The sequence below is a fragment of the Streptomyces curacoi genome, assembly GCF_001513975.1.
GTDB classification, from domain to species: Bacteria; Actinomycetota; Actinomycetes; order Streptomycetales; family Streptomycetaceae; genus Streptomyces; species Streptomyces curacoi.
On record NZ_KQ947987.1, the window covers coordinates 637,292 to 657,403 of the forward strand.

The 20,112-nt window shown below is 71.5% G+C and carries 15 protein-coding genes; 7 read left to right on the plus strand and 8 right to left on the minus strand.

Annotated elements, in window-relative coordinates; genetic code table 11:
* Positions 1 to 15: 15 nt before the first annotated feature.
* Complete coding sequence (locus tag AQI70_RS16200) at positions 16 to 1,689, minus strand: PucR family transcriptional regulator (RefSeq protein ID WP_062149728.1); 1,674 nt, start codon at positions 1,687 to 1,689, stop codon at positions 16 to 18.
* Between the two features lie 377 nt (positions 1,690 to 2,066).
* On the opposite strand from AQI70_RS16200, the gene AQI70_RS16205 reads away from it, so the two are divergent.
* The 5 genes from AQI70_RS16205 (at position 2,067) to AQI70_RS16225 (ending at position 8,873) form a co-directional block, all read left to right on the plus strand.
* Complete coding sequence (locus AQI70_RS16205) at positions 2,067 to 2,960, plus strand: FAD binding domain-containing protein (protein WP_062149731.1); 894 nt, start codon at positions 2,067 to 2,069, stop codon at positions 2,958 to 2,960.
* A complete protein-coding gene (locus tag AQI70_RS16210; protein WP_062149733.1) occupies positions 2,960 to 3,544 on the plus strand; it encodes a (2Fe-2S)-binding protein in 585 nt (194 codons plus the stop codon). Before AQI70_RS16205 ends, AQI70_RS16210 begins: the two co-directional genes overlap by 1 nt.
* A 2-nt stretch (positions 3,545 to 3,546) precedes the next feature.
* Complete coding sequence (locus AQI70_RS16215; protein ID WP_062149736.1) at positions 3,547 to 5,931, plus strand: xanthine dehydrogenase family protein molybdopterin-binding subunit; 2,385 nt, start codon at positions 3,547 to 3,549, stop codon at positions 5,929 to 5,931.
* A gap of 256 nt (positions 5,932 to 6,187) precedes the next feature.
* On the plus strand, positions 6,188 to 7,645 hold the full coding sequence (locus AQI70_RS16220; protein WP_062149739.1) for an NCS2 family permease: 1,458 nt from the start codon (positions 6,188 to 6,190) through the stop codon (positions 7,643 to 7,645).
* Between the two features lie 49 nt (positions 7,646 to 7,694).
* Positions 7,695 to 8,873 (plus strand): XdhC family protein, encoded by a 1,179-nt coding sequence (locus AQI70_RS16225; RefSeq protein WP_062149741.1) that lies wholly within the window; start codon positions 7,695 to 7,697, stop codon positions 8,871 to 8,873.
* 22 nt (positions 8,874 to 8,895) lie between these two features.
* Here the strand turns inward: AQI70_RS16225 and AQI70_RS16230 are convergent, their stop codons facing one another.
* The 4 genes from AQI70_RS16230 to AQI70_RS16245 form a co-directional block, all read right to left on the minus strand.
* Positions 8,896 to 9,474 (minus strand): class I SAM-dependent methyltransferase, encoded by a 579-nt coding sequence (locus AQI70_RS16230; RefSeq protein WP_062149744.1) that lies wholly within the window; start codon positions 9,472 to 9,474, stop codon positions 8,896 to 8,898.
* Positions 9,471 to 9,911, minus strand: a complete 441-nt coding sequence (locus AQI70_RS16235; protein WP_062149747.1) for an SRPBCC family protein — start codon at positions 9,909 to 9,911, stop codon at positions 9,471 to 9,473. Before AQI70_RS16235 ends, AQI70_RS16230 begins: the two co-directional genes overlap by 4 nt.
* Before the next feature lie 165 nt (positions 9,912 to 10,076).
* Positions 10,077 to 11,498 carry a family 43 glycosylhydrolase gene (locus AQI70_RS16240; RefSeq protein WP_062149750.1) on the minus strand — a complete coding sequence of 474 codons (1,422 nt, stop codon included), beginning with the start codon at positions 11,496 to 11,498 and terminating at the stop codon, positions 10,077 to 10,079.
* A 56-nt stretch (positions 11,499 to 11,554) separates the two neighbouring features.
* Positions 11,555 to 13,054: a family 43 glycosylhydrolase gene (locus tag AQI70_RS16245; protein ID WP_062149753.1), complete on the minus strand. Its 1,500-nt coding sequence runs from the start codon at positions 13,052 to 13,054 to the stop codon at positions 11,555 to 11,557.
* Between the two features lie 194 nt (positions 13,055 to 13,248).
* Between AQI70_RS16245 and AQI70_RS16250 the strand changes: the two genes are divergently transcribed.
* Positions 13,249 to 13,758, plus strand: a complete 510-nt coding sequence (locus AQI70_RS16250) for a Fur family transcriptional regulator (protein ID WP_062149756.1) — start codon at positions 13,249 to 13,251, stop codon at positions 13,756 to 13,758.
* Here AQI70_RS16250 and AQI70_RS16255 read toward each other — a convergent pair.
* On the minus strand, positions 13,740 to 14,132 hold the full coding sequence (locus tag AQI70_RS16255; protein WP_062149759.1) for a hypothetical protein: 393 nt from the start codon (positions 14,130 to 14,132) through the stop codon (positions 13,740 to 13,742). The genes AQI70_RS16250 and AQI70_RS16255 overlap by 19 nt on opposite strands.
* Positions 14,132 to 14,941: a class I SAM-dependent methyltransferase gene (locus AQI70_RS16260; protein WP_062149762.1), complete on the minus strand. Its 810-nt coding sequence runs from the start codon at positions 14,939 to 14,941 to the stop codon at positions 14,132 to 14,134. The genes AQI70_RS16255 and AQI70_RS16260 overlap by 1 nt, the downstream gene beginning before the upstream one ends.
* Before the next feature lie 241 nt (positions 14,942 to 15,182).
* On the opposite strand from AQI70_RS16260, the gene AQI70_RS16265 reads away from it, so the two are divergent.
* On the plus strand, positions 15,183 to 17,183 hold the full coding sequence (locus AQI70_RS16265) for a flavin monoamine oxidase family protein (protein ID WP_062149764.1): 2,001 nt from the start codon (positions 15,183 to 15,185) through the stop codon (positions 17,181 to 17,183).
* 19 nt (positions 17,184 to 17,202) lie between these two features.
* Here AQI70_RS16265 and AQI70_RS16270 read toward each other — a convergent pair whose 3' ends face one another.
* Positions 17,203 to 19,899 (minus strand): SpoIIE family protein phosphatase/ATP-binding protein, encoded by a 2,697-nt coding sequence (locus AQI70_RS16270; RefSeq protein WP_062149768.1) that lies wholly within the window; start codon positions 19,897 to 19,899, stop codon positions 17,203 to 17,205.
* Positions 19,900 to 20,112 lie beyond the last annotated feature (213 nt).

The window sequence follows — 20,112 nt, forward strand, 5'->3', positions numbered from 1 at the left end:
GGGGTGTGGTCGGGGTCAACTCATCCGCAATGCCAAGAAGAAATCCAGCTTGTCCTCCAGGCGGGAGAGGTCCCGGCTCGTCAACTGCTCGATCCTGCCCACTCGGTAGCGCAGCGTGTTGACGTGCAGGTGGAGGCGGGTCGCGCAGCGGGTCCAGGAGCCGTCGCAGTCCAGGAAGGCTTCCAGGGTGGGGATGAGCTCGGCGCGGTGGCGGCGGTCGTAGTCCCGCAGGGGGTCGAGCAGGCGTGCCGTGAAGGCTCGGCGGACGTCGTCGGGGACGAAGGGCAGGAGCAGGACGTGCGAGGCCAGTTCCTGGTGGCCGGCCGCGCAGACCCTGCCGGGGCGGGCCGCCGCCACCCGGCGGGCGTGCCGGGCCTCCTCCAGGGCGCCGCGCAGACCCTCCGCCGAGTGCACGGCCGCGCTCACGCCGAGCGTGACCCGGCCGTCGCCGTCCAGGCCCGCGGCGAGCGGGTGGCGCACCGACTCCAGGAGCGCGTCGGCGTGGATCCCGGCCTCCGAGCCGTCGTGCTCCGAGGAGACCGCCGGGAGGGGGACCAGGGCGATCGCCTCGTCGCCCGTGTGGGCCACGGCGATGCGGTCGGAGGGCTCGGGGCCGGTCGCCAGCGGGTCGACCAGGATCTCCTCCAGGAGGGACTGGGCGATCGGGCCCGCCTCGATGCCGCCGTCCTCCCACTCGACGCGGGCGACGACGACCTGCCAGTGCGGGGCGGCCCCCAGGCCGGGGAGGAGGACCGGAGCCGCGACCCTGAGGCGCGCGGCGATCTCGGCGGGCGCCGCGCCCGTCTGGACCAGTTCGAGGACCTCCTGCGCGAGACGGCGGCGGACCGTGCGCGCCGCGTCCCGGCGGTCCCGTTCCACCGCAATCAGCTGGGTGACGCCCTGGAGCAGGTCCAGCCGCTCCTCGGGCCAGTCGCTCGCGTCCGCGTCCACGGCCAGCAGCCAGTCCGACAGCACCGTCTCGCGCACGTCCCGCGCGGCCTGCGGGGAGCGGCCGCTGCTGCGGATCGGGAAGAGCGAGTACGGGGTGGTGTCGAGGGTCATGCGGTGGGGGGCGCGGCGGCCCGTGCGGGTGGCCGCCAGGTGCTCCGCCGCCAGCTTGCCGCACACGTCGGCGGGCAGGGCCGGGCCGGCGACCTTCGGGCCCGCGATGAGCCGTCCGGTCGGCGACAGCACCCACGCCCGCAGGTCCAGGTCCGAGCCGAGGAGATCGAGGACCACGTCCGGGCCGCCGCCCGCCGGGCCCGAGGTCATCATCCGGCGGTGCCGGTCGACCACGGCCGCGAGGTCCCCGGCCCGCTCGCCCGACACCTGCCGTACGACATGCTCGGTGATCGTCGCGAACGCCACCGACTCGTGCACCGCGAAGAGCGGGAGGCGGTGGCGGGCGCAGGCCAGGACGAGGTCGTCGGGTACGTCCCCCAGCTCGGCCTCGCCGGCCGCCAGCGCGGCCACCCCGGCCTGCACCAGGATCCGTACGAACGGCTCGGAGTCCGCGGCGTCGCGGCGCCAGGCGAGCCCCGTGAGCACCAGCTCACCGCCCGAGAGATAGCGGCTGGGGTCCCTGAGGTCGGTGGTCATCACACCCCGCACGGTGCGGTCCAGCTCGTCCTCGCCGCCGAGCAGCCTGAGGCCCAGCGCATCGGTTTCCAGCAGTGCGCGCAGCCGCATTCTCGTCGCCGCCGTTCTTTGTCTCGAAATCTACGATGAATCTTGAGGGTCTTGTGGGGGAGGGCCCGGTCGGCGGGCCGAGGAGCGGTGCCGGGGGCGCTGCTCGCCGTCTTTCGGACGGTGTCCCAGGTCACAGGGCCGTGCCTGGTGTTTCCGGAGAAAGACGCGGAGGTTACTGGTGACCTCCGTTCATACGAATCTACAAGATGACCTCACTGGCCAGCCAACTCCTTCATGGTTTCCGTGACTGACCCCGGTGGAGCAGGGCGCTGTGTACTGGCTCCAATCCACGTGAACAGCACATGAACGAGCCGGGCCCGCCGCACCAGATCTGGCTCAAACCGTACGACCCATTGAGACGAAGAAGAGAGCCGGTCATGGACTTCCTTCGCCCCGCCAGCTGGGAGGAGGCGCTCGCCGCGAAGGCCGCGCATCCCACCGCTGTGCCGATTGCGGGTGGCACCGATGTGATGGTCGAGATCAACTTCGACCACCGTCGGCCCGAGTACCTCCTCGACCTGAACCGCATCGGCGACCTCTACGAGTGGGAGGTCGGCGAGGACAGCGTGCGGCTCGGCGCCTCCGTCCCGTACACCCGGATCATGGAGAACCTGCGCGCCGAGCTGCCGGGCCTCGCCCTCGCCTCGCACACGGTCGCCTCCCCGCAGATCCGCAACCGCGGCGGCGTCGGCGGCAACCTCGGCACGGCCTCCCCGGCCGGCGACGCACACCCCGCCCTGCTGGCGTCCGGCGCCGAGGTCGAGGTCGAGTCGGCCGAGCGCGGCACCCGCCTCATCCCGATCGACGAGTTCTACAAGGGCGTGAAGCGCAACGCGCTGCAGCCCGACGAGCTGATCCGGGCCGTGCACGTCAAGAAGGCCGACGGACCGCAGCAGTTCTCCAAGGTCGGTACGCGCAACGCCATGGTCATCGCCGTGTGCGCCTTCGGGCTCGCGCTGCACCCCGAGACGCGGACCGTCCGTACGGGGATCGGCTCGGCCGCCCCGACGCCCGTCCGGGCCAAGGCCGCCGAGGAGTTCCTGAACGCCGCTCTGGAGGAAGGCGGCTTCTGGGACAACGGAAAGATCATCACCCCGTCGGTCGCCAAGCAGTTCGCGGACCTGTGCTCCGCCGCCTGCAACCCGATCGACGACGTCCGGGGAACGGCCAGCTACCGCCGCCACGCGGTCGGCGTCATGGCCCGCCGCACGCTGACCTGGACCTGGGAGTCCTACCGCGGCGCCCGCCGCACCACCGAGGGAGCTGCGTAATGCGCGTCAACTTCACTGTCAACGGACGTCCGCAGGAAGCCGACGACGTCTGGGAGGGCGAGTCCCTTCTGTATGTGCTGAGGGAACGCCTCGGTCTGCCGGGCTCGAAGAACGCCTGTGAGCAGGGCGAGTGCGGGTCCTGCACGGTCAGACTCGACGGCGTGCCCGTGTGCTCGTGTCTCGTCGCCGCCGGGCAGGTCGAGGGCCGCGAGGTCGTCACCGTCGAGGGGCTCGCGGATTACGCCAAGCAGCGCGCCGAGCACGGTGGTTGCGCCTCCGGCGCCTGCGGTACGTCGCTCCAGGACGCGCAGCAGTGGGCAGCGAAGGGGCAGGACTCCCAGACCGGTGAGGGCACCGAGCTCTCCCCGATCCAGCAGGCGTTCATCGACGCCGGCGCCGTCCAGTGCGGCTTCTGCACGCCGGGTCTGCTGGTCGCGGCCGACGAGATGCTGGAGCGCAACCCCAACCCGACCGACGCGGACATCCGCGAGGCTCTGTCGGGCAACCTGTGCCGCTGCACCGGTTACGAGAAGATCATGGACGCGGTCCGCCTCGCGGCCGCCCGCCAGTCCGAGGGGGTCTGAGCATGCCGGCCAACGGCGCACCCACGAAGATCACCCAGGGTTCGAAGACCAAGGGCGGCATCGGCGAGTCCACGCTCCGCCCGGACGGCACCCTCAAGGTCACCGGCGAGTTCGCGTACTCGTCCGACATGTGGCACGAGGACATGCTCTGGGGGCAGATCCTCCGGTCGACCGTCGCCCACGCCGAGATCGTGTCCATCGACACGAGCGAAGCCCTTGCGATGCCGGGCGTGTACGCCGTCATGACGTACGACGACCTGCCGACCGACGTGAAGAACTACGGCCTGGAGATCCAGGACACCCCGGTCCTCGCCCACGGCAAGGTCCGCCACCACGGTGAGCCGGTCGCGATCGTCGCCGCCGACCACCCGGAGACGGCCCGCCGCGCCGCCGCGAAGATCAAGGTCGAGTACCGCGAGCTGCCGGTCATCACCGACGAGGCCTCCGCCCTCGCACCGGACGCGATCCTCATCCACGAGAACCGCGACGACCACCACATCGGCCATGTCCCGCACCCGAACATCGTCCACCGCCAGCCGATCATCCGCGGCAACGCCGACGAGGCGGCCAAGAAGGCCGACGTCGTCGTCAAGGGCGAGTACACCTTCGGCATGCAGGACCAGGCCTTCCTCGGCCCCGAGTCCGGCCTCGCCGTGCCGGACGAGGACGGCGGCGTCCACCTCTACATCGCCACCCAGTGGCTGCACAGCGACCTGAGGCAGATCGCCCCGGTCCTCGGCCTGCCCGAGAGCAAGGTCCGTATGACGCTGTCCGGCGTCGGCGGTGCCTTCGGCGGCCGTGAGGACCTGTCGATGCAGATCCACGCCTGTCTGCTCGCGCTGCGCACGGGCAAGCCGGTCAAGATCGTCTACAACCGCTTCGAGTCCTTCTTCGGGCATGTGCACCGCCACCCGGCCAAGCTCTTCTACGAGCACGGCGCCACGAAGGACGGCAAGCTCACGCACGTGAAGTGCCGCATCGTGCTCGACGGTGGCGCGTACGCGTCCGCGTCCCCCGCGGTGGTCGGCAACGCCTCCTCGCTGAGCATCGGCCCGTACGTGGTCGACGACGTCGACATCGAGGCCATCGCCCTCTACACCAACAACCCGCCCTGCGGCGCCATGCGCGGCTTCGGCGCGGTCCAGGCGTGCTTCGCGTACGAGGCGCAGATGGACAAGGTGGCCAGGCAACTCGGCATGGACCCGGTCAGGTTCCGGCAGCTCAACGCCATGGAGCAGGGGACCATCATGCCGACGGGCCAGCCCGTCGACTCCCCGGCCCCGGTCGCCGAACTCCTGCGCCGTGTCAAGGCGATGCCGATGCCGCCGGAGCGTCAGTGGGAGAGCAGCGAGGGCGCGGACGTACGCCAGCTGCCCGGCGGTCTGTCCAACACCACGCACGGTGAAGGCGTCGTACGCGGTGTCGGCTACGCGGTCGGCATCAAGAACGTCGGCTTCTCCGAGGGCTTCGACGACTACTCCACCGCCAAGGTGCGCATGGAGGTCATCAACGGGGAGCCCGTCGCGACCGTGCACACGGCCATGGCGGAGGTCGGCCAGGGCGGTGTCACCGTCCACGCGCAGATCGCCCGCACCGAGCTGGGCGTCGCACAGGTGACGATCCACCCGGCGGACACCCAGGTGGGCTCGGCGGGCTCGACGTCCGCGTCCCGGCAGACGTACGTCACCGGTGGCGCCGTCAAGAACTCCTGCGAGCTGGTCCGCGAGAAGGTGCTGGAGATCGGGCGCCGCAAGTTCGGCTCCTACCACCCCGCCTGGGCGACGGCCGAACTGCTGCTGGAGGGCGGCAAGGTCGTCACCGACGGCGGCGAGGTCCTCGCCGACCTGGTGGACGTGCTCGACGGCGAGTCCGTCGAGGTCGAGGCCGAGTGGCGGCACCGCCCGACCGAGGCCTTCGACCTGCGCACCGGCCAGGGCAACGGCCACGTCCAGTACTCCTTCGCCGCGCACCGCGCCGTCGTCGAGGTCGACACCGAGCTCGGCCTGGTGAAGGTCATCGAGCTGGCCTGCGCCCAGGACGTCGGCAAGGCGCTCAACCCGCTGTCCGTCATCGGCCAGATCCAGGGCGGTACGACCCAGGGTCTCGGCGTGGCGGTCATGGAGGAGATCGTCGTCGATCCCAAGACCGCGAAGGTGAAGAACCCCTCCTTCACGGACTACCTCATCCCCACGATCCTCGACACGCCGACCATCCCCGTCGACGTGCTTGAACTCGCCGACGACCACGCCCCGTACGGGCTGCGCGGCATCGGTGAGGCCCCGACCCTGTCGTCCACCCCGGCCGTCCTCGCGGCGATCCGGAACGCGACCGGGCTGGAGCTGAACCGTACGCCGGTACGGCCGGAGCACCTCACCGGCACGGCGTAGGGAGCCGGCAAGTCTCTCCGGGCGGCGCCGGGAACGTCACACTTCGCCGCGCCGCCCGGAGTACTCGAGTACCACGCCGCTCGCGGCACTCGGGAACCCGCAAGTACCAGCACTAGATCCTGTTCGTTCGTCTCGGGCCGTCCCCCGGGTCGTGCGGCCGAAGCACCTTCCCAAATCCCGCAGCCGCGCAGGCGGTCGACTCAGCCGTCAGGGCGGTTGATGCGGGTGTCCCTATGAACCTTGGGAGTAGGCCCACATGACCCAGCAGTCACTGGAGCCGACGACCGCAGCCGAAGACGCGGGCGAAGGCACCCGCGTCCCGGCCGGCAGGTCGTGGCTCGACCGGTACTTTCACATATCCCAAAGAGGAAGCTCGGTCGCGCGTGAGGTGCGCGGCGGCGTCACCACCTTCATGGCGATGGCGTACATCCTCCTGCTCAACCCCTTGATCCTGTCCGGCAAGGACGTGGCGGGGAGCACCCTGGGCCAGCAGGCCCTGATCACCGCGACCGCGTTCGCCGCGGCCCTCACCACGCTGCTGATGGGCTTCTTCGGCAAGGTGCCGCTGGCCCTCGCCGCCGGCCTCTCCGTCTCCGGCGTGCTCGCCTCGCAGGTGGCCCCGCAGATGACCTGGCCGCAGGCCATGGGCATGTGTGTGATGTACGGCGTGGTCATCATGCTGCTGGTCGTCACCGGCCTGCGCGAGATGATCATGAACGCGATCCCGCTCGCGCTCAAGCACGCCATCACCATGGGCATCGGCCTGTTCATCGCGCTGATCGGCTTCTACAAGGCCGGCTTCGTGCACCAGGGCGAGGCCACCCCGGTCACCCTCGGCCCGGCCGGTGAACTGGCCGGCTGGCCCGTCCTGCTCTTCGCGGCCACCCTGCTCGCCATCTTCATGCTCCAGGCCCGCGGCATCCCCGGCGCCATCCTGATCGGCATCGTCGGCGGCACCGTACTCGCCGTCGTCCTCAACGCACTCGGCGTCATCGACCCCAAGCAGTGGGCCAGCGGCGCCCCCGAACTGCACGGCAGCGCCGTCTCCATGCCCGACTTCTCGATCTTCGGCGACGTCGAGTTCGGCGGCTGGAGCGAGGTCGGCGCGATGACGGTCGGCATGATCGTGTTCACCCTGGTGCTCGCCGGGTTCTTCGACGCGATGGCGACGATCATCGGCGTCGGCACCGAGGCCAAGCTGGCGGACGACAAGGGCCGGATGCCGGGCCTGTCCAAGGCGCTGTTCATCGACGGCGCGGGCGGTGCCATCGGCGGCGTGTCCGGCGCCTCGGGCCAGACGGTGTTCGTCGAGTCGGCGACCGGCGTGGGCGAGGGCGCCCGTACCGGCCTCTCCTCGGTCGTCACCGGTCTGTTCTTCGCGGCCTGCCTCTTCTTCACCCCGCTCACCGCGATCGTGCCGGGCGAGGTCGCGGCGGCGGCCCTGGTGGTGATCGGCGCCATGATGATGATGAACGCGCGCCACGTGGACTGGGCCGACCGGGCCACCGCGATCCCGGTGTTCCTCACCGTCGTGATCATGCCGTTCACCTACTCGATCACGGCCGGTGTCGCGGCGGGCGTCATCTCGTACGTCGCCATCAAGATCGCTCAGGGCAAGGCAAGGGAGATCGGGGCGTTCATGTGGGCCCTGACAGGGATCTTCCTGGTCTTTTTCGCCCTCAATCCCATTGAGACCTGGATGGGCGTGCACTAGTCGGTTCCCGAACCGCCCTCCACACCAACGCTGTTAAGGAGACCGAGAGATGCTGGACATCGCCGAGGAGCTGCACCGGTGGGTCGAGCAGGGACGTGACTTCGCCGTGGCCACCGTGGTGGCCGTCGGCGGCAGCGCGCCCCGCCGGCCCGGCGCCGCGCTCGCGGTGGACGCCGACGGCACGGCGATCGGCTCGGTGTCCGGCGGATGTGTGGAGGGCGCGGTCTACGAGCTGTGCCGGCAAGCGCTCCAGGACGGCGAGACGGTCCTGGAACGCTTCGGCTACAGCGACGATGACGCCTTCGCGGTCGGTCTGACCTGCGGGGGCATCATCGACATCCTCGTCACTCCGGTACGCGCCGGGGACCCGGCCCGCCCGGTGCTCGCGTCCGCGCTGCGGGCGGCCGCGGGCGGGCAGGCCGCGGCGGTGGCCCGCATCGTGTCGGGCCCGCGGGAGCTGATGGGCCGGGCACTGCTGATCCGCCCGGACGGCGCCGGATCCGACGGCGATCCGGCCCACGAGGGCGGCTTCGGCGGCCACCCCGAACTGGACCGCACGGTCGCGGCGGAGGCGGGCGCGTTCCTGGACGCGGGCCGCACCGGCACCCTGGAGATCGGCGAACAGGGCTCGCGCTGCGGAGCCCCGCTCACCGTGCTGGTCGAGTCCTCGGTGCCGCCGCCCCGGATGATCGTCTTCGGCGCGATCGACTTCGCGTCGGCGCTGGTACGCATCGGCAAGTTCCTGAACTACCACGTGACCGTGTGCGACGCCCGCCCGGTCTTCGCGACCAAGGCCCGCTTCCCGGAGGCCGACGAGATCGTCGTCGAGTGGCCGCACAAGTACCTGGAGCGCACCGACGTGGACGGCAGGACCGTCCTGTGCGTCCTCACCCACGACGCCAAGTTCGACGTCCCCCTGCTCCGGCTCGCGCTGCGCCTGCCGGTGGCCTACGTCGGCGCGATGGGCTCGCGCCGGACACACCTGGACCGCAACGAGCGGCTGCGGGAAGTCGGCGTGACCGAGCTGGAGCTGGCGCGGCTCAGGTCGCCCATCGGCCTGGACCTCGGTGCTCGCACGCCCGAGGAGACGGCCCTGTCGATCGCCTCGGAGATCGTCGCCAACCGGCGCGGCGGGAGCGGGGTCTCACTGACGGGCGCGCACATCCCGATCCATCACGACGCGACGTCCACCTCCACGCCGACGGGGCGGATCGGCTCGGTGGCCTGAGCCCGCGGCAGCGGCACGGGAGTCAGACCCGCAGCACGAAGCACCGCACCCCGCCCGCCTCCAGGTCGTACCACTCACCGCGCGCCCACCCCTCGGTCACCACCGCCACGTCCTCGGCCGTCAACCCGATGAACCGTCGCTCCTGCGGCAGCCGTTCCACCAGCGGTGTCGTCACCACCCATGCCCCACCCGGCGCCAGCAGCCCCCGCACCCGGTCCGCGACCGCCCGCTTGTCCGTCATGAAGGCGAGGACCAGCCGCATGGTGACCAGGTCGAAGCCCGCCCGTGGCAGGCGCGCCGCGACCTCGTCGGCGTCCTCGAAGTCCAGGCGGCTCACGCGCAGGCGAGGCTCCAGACCGGCGTACCGGTCGCGGGTCGCCGCCACCGCCGCGTCCGCCCAGTCGACGGCGAGCGTGTCGTAACCGAGGCCGGCGAGCGCGGCCGGGTAGGTGCCGAGCCCGCAGCCGATGTCCAGGGCCCGGGTGCCGGCCCGCGGCCGTACCGCCTCCCTGAGCAGCCGCAGCTCCCGCTCCGCGACGCCCCGGAAGCCCCGTCCCCGTGCGAAGTGGTGCTCCCAGCGGGCGCGTTCGACGGCCGTCATGCCTGCCTCAGCAGCCGGTTCACCGCGCGCCCGAACACGTAGCGCGCCGTCCGCTCCAACAACCCGTCGACGATCCCCGGCACGAAGCTCACCCGCAGCTCCTCCCGCCACACCACCCGCGTCCGCCCGCCCGGGCCGGGCCGTACCTCGATCTCGGCCCACCCCGTGATCACCCGGCCCCGCTTCTCCAGCCGGCACCGGCCCGGTGTGTCGTCCCCCGGCGGCTGCCACACCGTGACCTCCATCGGGTCGTCGAAGGAGAGCGGGCCGACTCCGGAGCGGGCCACGAAGAGCGTGCCCTGGTGCGTCGGTTCGGGGGTGGTGATCCGGACGCGGGTGAGGGGGACGGCGTCGGCATGGCGGGGCCACTCCGTCAGGCGGCGCCACGCCTCGTCGAGGGGCAACGGGACCGTGCGGTGGAGCAGGAAGTTGGCCACGGAACGATCTTAGGGAATCAGGGCTGGTCATCGACGCGGTCGTACACGGGGTTCGGGGGTACGGCGTCTACGGCACCCGTGCGCGCGGCGGACCACCCGGTCACCATGCGACCGACGATGATCCGCCGCTCCCCGTACCGCCTGCGCCTCACCTGGTGAGGCGCCTCACTGGGCGTAGAACGTGGCGTCCGCCCGGTCCGTCGCCGTGCTCGGTGCCTGCACCTGCAGCAGGTAGTTGTAGTGCCGGATGTAGCGCCCGGGGTAGTTGTACGACTCGTACGAGACCCCGGCCGAGTCGGCCAGCCCGGCCCGCCTGTGGAAGCTGGCGTCGGAGGCGAACTGTGCCGTGCCGTCGTTCTTCTCCAGCCACACCTCGAAGTTCTCGTGCCGCAGGTAGTAGCCGGGGAAGTTGGCCGACTCCAGCGAGACCGTGCCGCTGCCGGCGAGACCGGTCACCACACGGAACTGCGAGTCCGCGAGCGGGGACACATTGGCCTCGATCCGGGCCCGGTACTCCCAGTGCCGGACGAACCGGTCCGCGAAGTTGTACGACGAGAAACGCTGCGGGGTGACCCCGTCGGCCACCGGGATGCCGAAGTCGGGCGTGCCGTCGGCCTTCCAGTACAGCTTCTGCACGCGGGTGCGGCGGTTGGGGTCGTTGAGCGGGTCGCCGGAGATGTCCTTGTAGTTGCGGTCGTGGTAGACGAGGATGTCCGACTTGCCGTCCTCGGAGACGGTGAAGGAGTTGTGGCCCGGACCGTACTGGCCGGTGGAGGCGTTGCTGGTGAAGACCGGCGTCGGACTCTTGGTCCAGTTCGCCGCGTTCAGCAGGTCGGCGCTCGCGGAGGCGGACAGCAGGCCCAGGCAGTAGTTGCTGTCGGTGGCGCTCGCCGAGTACGACATGAACACCTTGCCGCCGTGCTGGATCACCGCCGGCCCCTCGTTGACCTTGTAGCCGACGGTCTCCCAGGAGTAGGTGGGCCGCGACAGCATCACCGGGGTGCCGGTGATGGTCCAGGGGTTGGCCATCTTGGCGAGGTATATGTCCGTGTTGTTGTTCACCGACGGATCGCGCTGCGCCCAGGCCAGATAGCGCACGCCGTTCACCACGAAGGTGGTGGCGTCCAGGGAGAAGCTCTCCCACTGGGTCCTGATCTGGCCCTTCTCGGTCCAGGTGGCGGTCAGCGGGTTGGCGCCGGTGCCCTCCAGGACGTACATCCGGATCGCCCACACGTCGTTGGTGGCCCCGGCGGCGAAGTAGACGTACCACTTGCCGTCGATGAAGTGGATCTCCGGCGCCCAGATGTGCGCGCCCATCACCCCGCTGGTGTGCTTGGTCCAGATGGTGACCTCCTGGGCCGTGGACAGGCCCTGGATGGTGGTCGCCCGGCGCAGCACGATGCGGTCGTACTCGGGGACGGTGGCGGTGAAGTAGTAGTAGCCGTCGGTGTGTTTGAAGATGTGCGGGTCGGCCCGCTTCTCCGCGATCGGGTTGGTGTAGGTGACGGCGGGGGAGGCGGGCACGGCGGCCTGGGCGGGGGATGCGGGGCCGACGAGGGCGGCGGCGAGGGCCACCAGCACGGCCATGAGCAGCCGTACGGCTATGCGTCTCAAGGGAGTTCTCCAGAGCAGAGGGGGAGTGATCAGGTCGTGGGGACGAGCTTCCACTGCTGGCAGTTGTTGTTCAGCCACGTCCACTGCCGCACGTCGGTGCCGTTCGCGGTGCCGCAGTCGGCGACGTCGGCGACCTTGCCGGTGGACTCGTTGACGATGCGGACGTAGTCGCCGCTCGCGGTGAGGACGAGGCGGTAGTGCTGGCACTTGTTGTTCAGCCAGGACCACTGCCGGATGTCGGCGCCGTCCGCGGCGGAGCACTCGGCGGTGTCCATCACCTTGCCGGTGGCGACGTTCACCAGCCGGTTGGTGTCGTCGCCGAGGTCCTCGACCTTCCACTTCTGGTTGGTCCCGCCGTTGCAGGTCCACTGGAAGATGTTGGTGCCGTCGGCGGTGTTGCCGCCGTTGACGTCGAGGCACTTGCCGCTGTTGCGGTTGACCAGGGTGTACGCCGTCGGGGTCGCCGCCGTCTCGCCGGACGGGCCGGGGAGTGTGGTGCCGAGCGCGACCGGCGTGCCGAAGTTCGGGGTGCCGTCGGCGTTCCAGGTGAACTCCTGGGCGCGGGTGGTCCGTCCGTTGCCGCAGCCACCGCTCGCCGAGGAGTTGGCGTGGTAGACGATCCAGTTCTCGGTGCCGTCGGGCGAGGTGAAGAAGCCGTTGTGGCCGGGGCCGTAGACACCGTTCGCGTCACTGCGCTGGAAGACGGGCGTCTGCTTCTTGGTCCAGGACGCCGGGTTCAGCGGGTCTGCGCCGGTCAGCTCCAGCTGGCCGAGCTTGTAGTCGGCGGTCTGGCAGGAGCTCGCGGAGTACGTCAGGAAGGTGCGGCCGCCCCGGTAGAGCGGCTCGGGGCCCTCGTTGACCGGGCTGCCGGAGCGCTCCCAGTCCAGGGTCGGGCTGGAGATGATCGTGAACGTGTTGCCGGTGAGGGTGTACGGATTGCTCATCGGCGCGATGACGAGGCTCTGCGTACTGCCGTTGATGAACCCGCTGCCCACCAGGTACAGCTTGTTGTTCGCCTGGAGCACACTCGCGTCGATCAGCCAGCCGCCCGGCGTGAGGTTGGAGCCGGTGAGCGAACCCTTGTAGGTGTACGGCCCCATCGGGTCGGTGCCGGCGCTCTCCAGGACGTGTGTGCGCTGGGAGTCGCAGCAGGCGACGCCGCTCTGTCCGGCCGAGTAGTACACGTACCAGTGGCCGTTGAACAGATGCATCTCCGGCGCCCAGAAGTTGGTGTTGCGTGTCGACGTGGTGTCCGACCACACCTGCACATTGGGCGCGGTGGCGAGGCCCGCGAGGGTCGGTGCCTTGCGGATACCGAGGATGCCGGTGAACGTCGTGGTGATCAGGTAGTAGTTGCCGTCGTGGTACTGGAGCCAGGGGTCGGCGCCCTTGAACGACTTCAGCGGGTTGGTGTACGGGCGCCCGTCCGCCGCGGAGGCCGGCTGGGTGGTCGCCACCAGTGCCAGGAGGGCGGCGAGCGCGCAGAGCAGCAGTGATCTGCGGCGTTTGGTGTGGGGAGTCCGAGGCATACGCCACCGTCCTGTCCGTAATTTCGAACATGGTTCGTGATAGCGATCAGAAGATAGGAGTGGGGCATGACTCCGTCAACGGTTTCGTCATATGCGGTTCATGTGAACGGCCTCGGGCATGGCTCGTCGACGTGAAAACCATGTTCATTTAGCATGGGTGGTCGACGCCGGGACAAGCGAGCGAGGGGCAGGGGATGGCGGAGGCGGAAGCGGAGTCGACGGCGGGCGTTCAGCCGCGCGCCACGGGGCTGCGCAGTACGCGGCAGCGCCGGGCGGTGCTCGAAGTCCTGGGCCGCTGCCCCGAGTTCATCTCCGCGCAGGAGCTGCACGCGCTGCTGGCCGACTCCGGCAGCACGGTCGGGCTCACCACGGTCTACCGCACCCTGCGGGAGCTCGACCGCGCCGGGCTCGTCGACGTCGTACGCGACGAGGGCGGCGAGCGGCTCTACCTCCGCCGCCCGACCGACGAGCACCGCCACTACCTCATCTGCCGCTGCTGCGGCCGCAGTCGGCCCGTCGACGCGGAAGCCGTGGAGCGGTGGGCGGCGGGCCTCGCCGAGCTCACCGGCTTCGCCGAACTGGAGCACACTCTGGAGCTGAGCGGCGTCTGCGCCGACTGCCGCCAGGCCGAGGCGACGGCGCCGTGCCGGCAGGCGCCGCCCCTCCTGGCCGCCGAGTCCGGCACTCAGGACGGCTTGGGCTGAGCGCCGCGCCCCGACGGGCGTACGGCCGTCAGACGGGCCGGCGGACGGCGCCCCAGGCGCAGTCCCTCGGTCAGCCAGGCCGCGAGCGCCTCGGCGTCCCGGACCTCGGTGAGCGGGCCGAGGGTGAGGGCGGGCCCGACGGGTGTACGGTCGCGGGTGCAGGGCTGGACGACCGCGCGAAGTCCCGCCCGGCGTACCCGGTTACCCGCGTGATGCGGGCAGTGCAGATGGCGGGCGAGGCAGCCGGTCCTGACCAGCATGCCGAACGCGGACGCCCGTACGGCGGTGCGCAGCGGCTCCAGGATCTCCTCGCTCGCGCCGCCGCAGCCCTCGGGCGCACCGCACACCGCCATGGTGAATCCCTCGGGGGTCATCAGGTGTGCGCCGTCCCGATCAGGATCCGTACGTCCAGGTCGGTGACCGACGCGGTGTCGAGCCGGCTCGTGAACGCGACGCGCACCCGCTCGACCGCCTCCGGTGACAGTCCGTCGAGCAGGGTGCGCGTACGGCCGCCCACCACCAACTCCCAGGCCGTCTCGGGAGACAGCGGCACATCGAGTCGCCGCTGCTCGACCTGCGCGTCCTCCAGGCCGAGCCCCGCCAGCCAGCCGGCGAGGCCGTCGGCGGAGTCGATCTGGGCGAGTCGGGCGGACTGCGGGGAGTCCGGCCAGTCGCGTTCGCTCTCCACCGCGGCCCTGAGCGCCCGGCGCCAGTCGCCGAGGGCGTCCTTCTCCCACACCGTCACCGCCAGCCGCCCGCCGGGGCGCAGCAGCCGGGTCAGGGCCGTGGTGTCGCGGTCCATGTCGGGGAAGAAGAACACGCCGAGCGCGCACTGCACCAGGTCGTAGCCGCCGTCGGGGGCGGGCCACGCGGTGACGTCGTGGCGGTGGAAGCGGACGTTGTCGAGCTGTTCCCGTCGGGCCCGGTCCCTGGCGATGTCCAGCAACGCCCCGGCGAGGTCGACCCCGTCGACGGTGCCCGCCGGTCCGACGGCGCGCGCGGCGGGCAGGGCCGATGCGCCGGCCCCGCAGCAGGCGTCCAGCACGCGCTCGCCCGGGGCGGGCGCGGCCACTGCCGCCGTGGCCTCGCCGATCGGGTCCCAGAGCAGCGGCGACCAGCGGTGGAACTGTTCGGCGCCGGCGCTGAAGACGTCTCCGACGGTGGGGTGGTGTGCTGCGGTCATGTGAGGGCGGTCCTCCCCGTCGAGGCCTGTGGCGGCCGCATCATTAATGGAAACGGTTTTCGATAAGCCGCACTCTATGTCCTGCGGTGCCGACCGGCCAGCCCCTTTCGACGGCGCCCCCCACTCCAAACCCGGGCGCGGAGGCGCACGCGACGTCGGCCCACGCCGGCGCGCTTACCCGTTCAGGTGATGAACGCACCGACCGGCCGTCCGCCGCCCCCGCGTCCCGTATCCAGGGACGATGGACGATCACCGCGCACCTGCCGACGCCCGCCCGTTGTCCCGGCGGCAGTTCACGACCACCGCCGTCACCACCGCGGCACTCGCCGCTTCAGCCCCCACGGCCACCGCCGCCCCGGCCCTTCCCCGACAAGCCCCCGAGCGCCCACGGTCGACCGCCGACTGGGACACCTGCCTGGCGGTGGCCCGCGCCCTGCTGGTGGTCGACGAGCACGACCGGCCGCTCGTGCCGGCGTACCGGAAGATCCTCGACTCCGGGCTCCCGCGCGCGAAGACCAGGACCGCCAGGAAAGTCCTCGTCGTCGGGGCCGGACCGGCCGGCCTGGTCGCCGCCTGGCTGCTGAAGCGGGCCGGGCACCACGTCACCCTCGTCGAGGCCAACGGCAACCGCGTCGGCGGCCGGATCAAGACCTTCCGCACCGGCGGCCACGAGCAGGCGGCCCAGGCGTTCGCCGACCCGGCCCAGTACGCGGAGGCCGGCGCCATGCGCATCCCCGGCAGCCATCCGCTGGTGATGAACCTGATCGACCAACTCGGCGTCGAACGCCGCCGGTTCCACCTCGTCGACGTCGACGGCGAGGGCAAGCCCGTCAACAACGCCTGGCTCCACGTCAACGGCATCCGCGTGCGCCGCTCCGAGTACGCCAGGGCACCCCGCCGGATCAACCGCTCCTTCGGCGTCCCCCGCGCCCACTGGGACACCCCCTCCTCCGCCATCCTGCGCCGCGCCCTGGACCCCGTACGCGACGAGTTCAGCACCGTCGGCCCGGACGGCAAACGGGTCGACAAGCCGCTGCCCGAGCGGGTGCGGGGCTGGGCACGGGTGGTGCAGAAGTACGGCGACTGGTCGATGTACCGGTTCCTGACCGAGGAGGCCGGCTTCGACGAACGGACCATCGACCTGATCGGCACACTGGAGAACCTCACCTCGCGGCTGCCGCTGTCCTTCATCCACAGCTTCATCAGCCAGTCGCTGATCAGCCCCGACACCGAGTTCTGGGAGCTCGTCGGCGGCACGGCGACCCTCCCGGACGCGCTGCTCAAGCAGGTCGCCGACGTGCTGCGCCTGGACCGGCGCGCGACGCACATCGAGTACTGGGACCCCGCCCGGTCCGGCGCCGGCGACACCACCCACGTCCGCGCCGACGGCCCGCACGTCTGGATCGACACCGTCTCCGAAGGGCGGGACGGCAAGGTCGTGCGCGAGCAGTTCACCGGTGACCTCGCGATCGTCACCGTGCCCTTCTCGGGGCTCAGGCAGGTCCAGGTCAGCCCCCTGATGTCGTACAAGAAGCGACGCGCGGTGGCCGAGCTGCACTACGACAGCGCGACCAAGGTGCTGCTGGAGTTCAGCCGCCGCTGGTGGGAGTTCACCGAGGCCGACTGGAAACGGGAGCTCGACGCCGTACGGCCCGGGCTCCACGACGACTACCGCAAGGGCAGGGCGCCCGCCGACGGCACTCTCCTCGGCGCCCACCCCTCCGTCCCGCACGGCCACATCAGCGACGCCCAGCGCGCCCACTACGCCGCCAACCGCTGGGGCACCCGCGACCAGCCCGAGGCCGCGCACATCATCGGCGGCGGCTCCGTCTCCGACAACTCCAACCGCTTCATGATCAACCCGTCCCACCCGGTCGAGGGCAGAAAGGGCGGCGTCGTCCTCGCCTCCTACAGCTGGGCCGACGACGCCTCCCGCTGGGACTCCCTCGACGAGGACGCCCGCTACCCGCACGCGCTGCGGGGCCTGCAACAGGTCTACGGCCAACGCGTCGAGGTCTTCTACACCGGCGCCGGCCGCACACAGAGCTGGCTGCGCGACCCGTACGCGTACGGCGAGGCGTCGGTCCTGCTCCCCGGCCAGCACACCGAACTCCTCGCCGACATCCGCACCCCCGAAGGTCCGCTGCACTTCGCCGGGGACCACACCTCGGTGAAGCCGTCCTGGATCGAGGGCGCCATCGAGTCAGGGGTGCGGGCGGCACTGGAGGTGCACCAGGCCTGAGCCGCCATCGCGCGGCGCGTCAGACAGGCGCCGCCCGGCCCGCGGCCGCCAGGGGCTGTTCCGTCCAGATCACCTTGCCGTGCGCCGTGTAGCGCGTGCCCCACCGCTCGGCGAACTGGGCCACCAGGAACAGGCCCCGGCCGCCCTCGTCCGTCGTGGCCGCGCTGCGCAGATGCGGGGCGGTGCTGCTGGCGTCCGAGACCTCGCAGATCAGGGCGCGGTCACGGATCAGCCGGACGCGGATGGGGCCGGTGGCGTGCCGGATGGCGTTCGTGACCAGCTCGCTGAGGATCAGCTCGGTCGTGAACGCCTCCTCCGCCAGCCCCCAGCCGTCCAGGGTCCGGGCGGCCACCGCCCGGACCCTGGCCACGGCCGAGGGGTCGTCCGGGACGTCCCAGGCCGCCGTGCGGTCGGCGGGCAGGATCCGCGTCCGGGCGACGACGAGGGCCACGTCGTCGCGCGGCCGCTGGGGCAGCATGGCCTCCAGCACCGCCTGGCACGTCTCCTCCGGCGGCCGGCCACGCGTCGGCGGCTTCGCGGCGAGCGTCCGGCGCAGCAGCGCGAGCCCCTCGTCGATGTCCCGCCCCGGGCCCTCGATCAGCCCGTCCGTGTACAGCACCAGGCCGCTGCCCTCGGGCAGCCGCAGCTCGGTCGCCTCGAAGGGCAGACCGGCGGCCAGACCGAGCGGCGGCCCGCCGGGGACGGCGGGGAACTCGACCTGGCCGCCGGGATGGACGACGGCCGGTTCGAGGTGGCCGGCGCGGGAGAGGGTGCACAGCCCGGAGGACGGGTCGTAGACGGCGTACAGGCAGGTGGCCCCGGTGACCGGCGCGCCCTCGCCGGCGCCGTCGCCCTCGTCCTGGTCGATGCGGGCGACCAACTCGTCCAGATGGCCGAGGAGTTCGTCGGGCGGGAGGTCCAGCGTGGAGAAGTTGTGGACCGCCGTGCGCAGCCGTCCCATCGTCGCCGCCGCGTGCAGGCCGTGTCCCACGACGTCCCCGACGACCAGCGCCACCCTCGCCCCCGGCAGCGGGATGACGTCGAACCAGTCCCCGCCGACCCCGCCCTGCGCCGCCTGCGCCGGCAGATAGCGGTAGGCGACGTCGAGGGCGCTCTGCTCGGGCAGGGCCCGCGGCAGCAGGCTGCGCTGGAGTGTCACCGACAGGGTGTGCTCGCGGGTGTAGCGGCGGGCGTTGTCGATGCTGACCGCGGCGCGGGCCACCAGCTCCTCGGCGAGGGACACCTCCTCCTGCTCGAACGGCTCGGGCCGGTCGGCACGCCAGAAGGTGGCCATCCCCATGATGACGCCGCGGGCGCGCAGCGGCACCGTGAGCATCGAGTGGATCCCGAACTCCACGAGTTTGCGGGCGTTCTCCGGATCCTGCTCCTGCCAGCCGGTGAACGCGGGCATGTCCGCCTCCAGCACGGACCTGCCGGTGCCGAAGCCGAAGGCCTGCGGGGAGCCCGGGACGAAGTGGATCAGCTTGCCGATCGGATAGAGCGGGCTGCCCTCCCGTACCCCCCGGAAGGCGACCCGGCGCATGTCGGTGCGGCCTTCCCTCGGCTCCTCGCCCCGCAGCACCGGATCCGCCAGATCGACGCTGACGAAGTCGGCGAACCGCGGCACGGCGAAGTCGGCCAGTTCCTGGGAGGTGTGCGTGACATCGAGGACGGTGCCGATCTCCAGCCCGGCGTCGTACAGCAGCTTCAGCCGCTCCTGCGCCACGTCCGCCCGGCCGCTCAGCGTGCGCAGCTCGGTGGTGTCCCGCAGCGTCACCACGGTGCCCGGCGGCCCGCCGTCCCGGTCGGTGGACCGCTGGCTGACGGCCAGCAGCCGGCCCCGCGCCAGGTGCACCTCGTCGGTGGCGTCCCGCCCGGAGGCGAACAGCTGGGCGAGGTCGCGTCCGATGTCCAGGTCGAGGCAGAACCGCCCCTCGGCGTCCGCGGTCAGCCCGAGCAGCCGCCGCGCCTCGTCGTTGGCCAGCGCCAGGTGCCCCTGGCCGTCCAGGATCAGCACACCCTCCCGTACGGCGTGCAGGACGGCGTCGTGATGCTCGTACATCCGCGTCATCTCCGCGGGTTCCAGGCCGTGCGTCTGACGCAGCAGCCGCCGGCCGACCAGTGCGGTCCCGGCGGTGGCCACGGCGAGCGCGACCGCCGCCGAGCCCAGCAGCACCGGCAGATGGTTGTCGACGAACCCGCTCACGCTGGCCAGCGTCACCCCGGCGGCCACCAGGCCGACGACCTGGCCGTCGGCGTCGGTCACGGGGACCACGGCCCGCACGGACGGCCCCAGGGTCCCGGTGTACGTCTCCCGTACGACCCCGCCCGCCGCGGCGGCCGCGGTGGTGCCGACGAAGTGCTTGCCGATCTGGTCGGGGTCGGGGTGGGTGTACCGGACCCCGTCCCTGGTCATCACCACGATGAAGTCCACGTCGGTGGCCTCGCGCACGGCCTCGGCCCGCGGCTGGAGCACCGCGCTCGGATCCGGATCCGCCAGGGCCTCCACGACACCCGGCGCGTGCGCGAAGGCCTCGGCCACGGCGAGGGACCGGTTGCGGGCCTCCCGTTCGGTGTCGGTGCGGATTTGCAGCACCAGGGCCACCACGGCCGCGACGATGAGGAGCACGACGATCGCCGCCTGCAGCACGAACACCTGCCGGGCGACGGTACGCACGCTCACCAGCGAGCGCAGGGGGCCGAGGATTCCGGCCATGCCTCTTTTCTAACACGGGGCGCTCCGCGGGGAGAGCCGTGACGGTGAGCGCCGCGCCCGTCAGGGTGCCGCCTTGCGATTCAGGGTGCTGCCGTGCCGGGGGTGGGAAGGGGGTGGTCGGTCTGTGGGTGGCCGAGGGTGTGGAACAGGGCCGTGGTCAGGGCGAGGCCCTCGCGGGCGAGGGGGGCGGGGAGGTGCTCGTCGGGGGGGGGG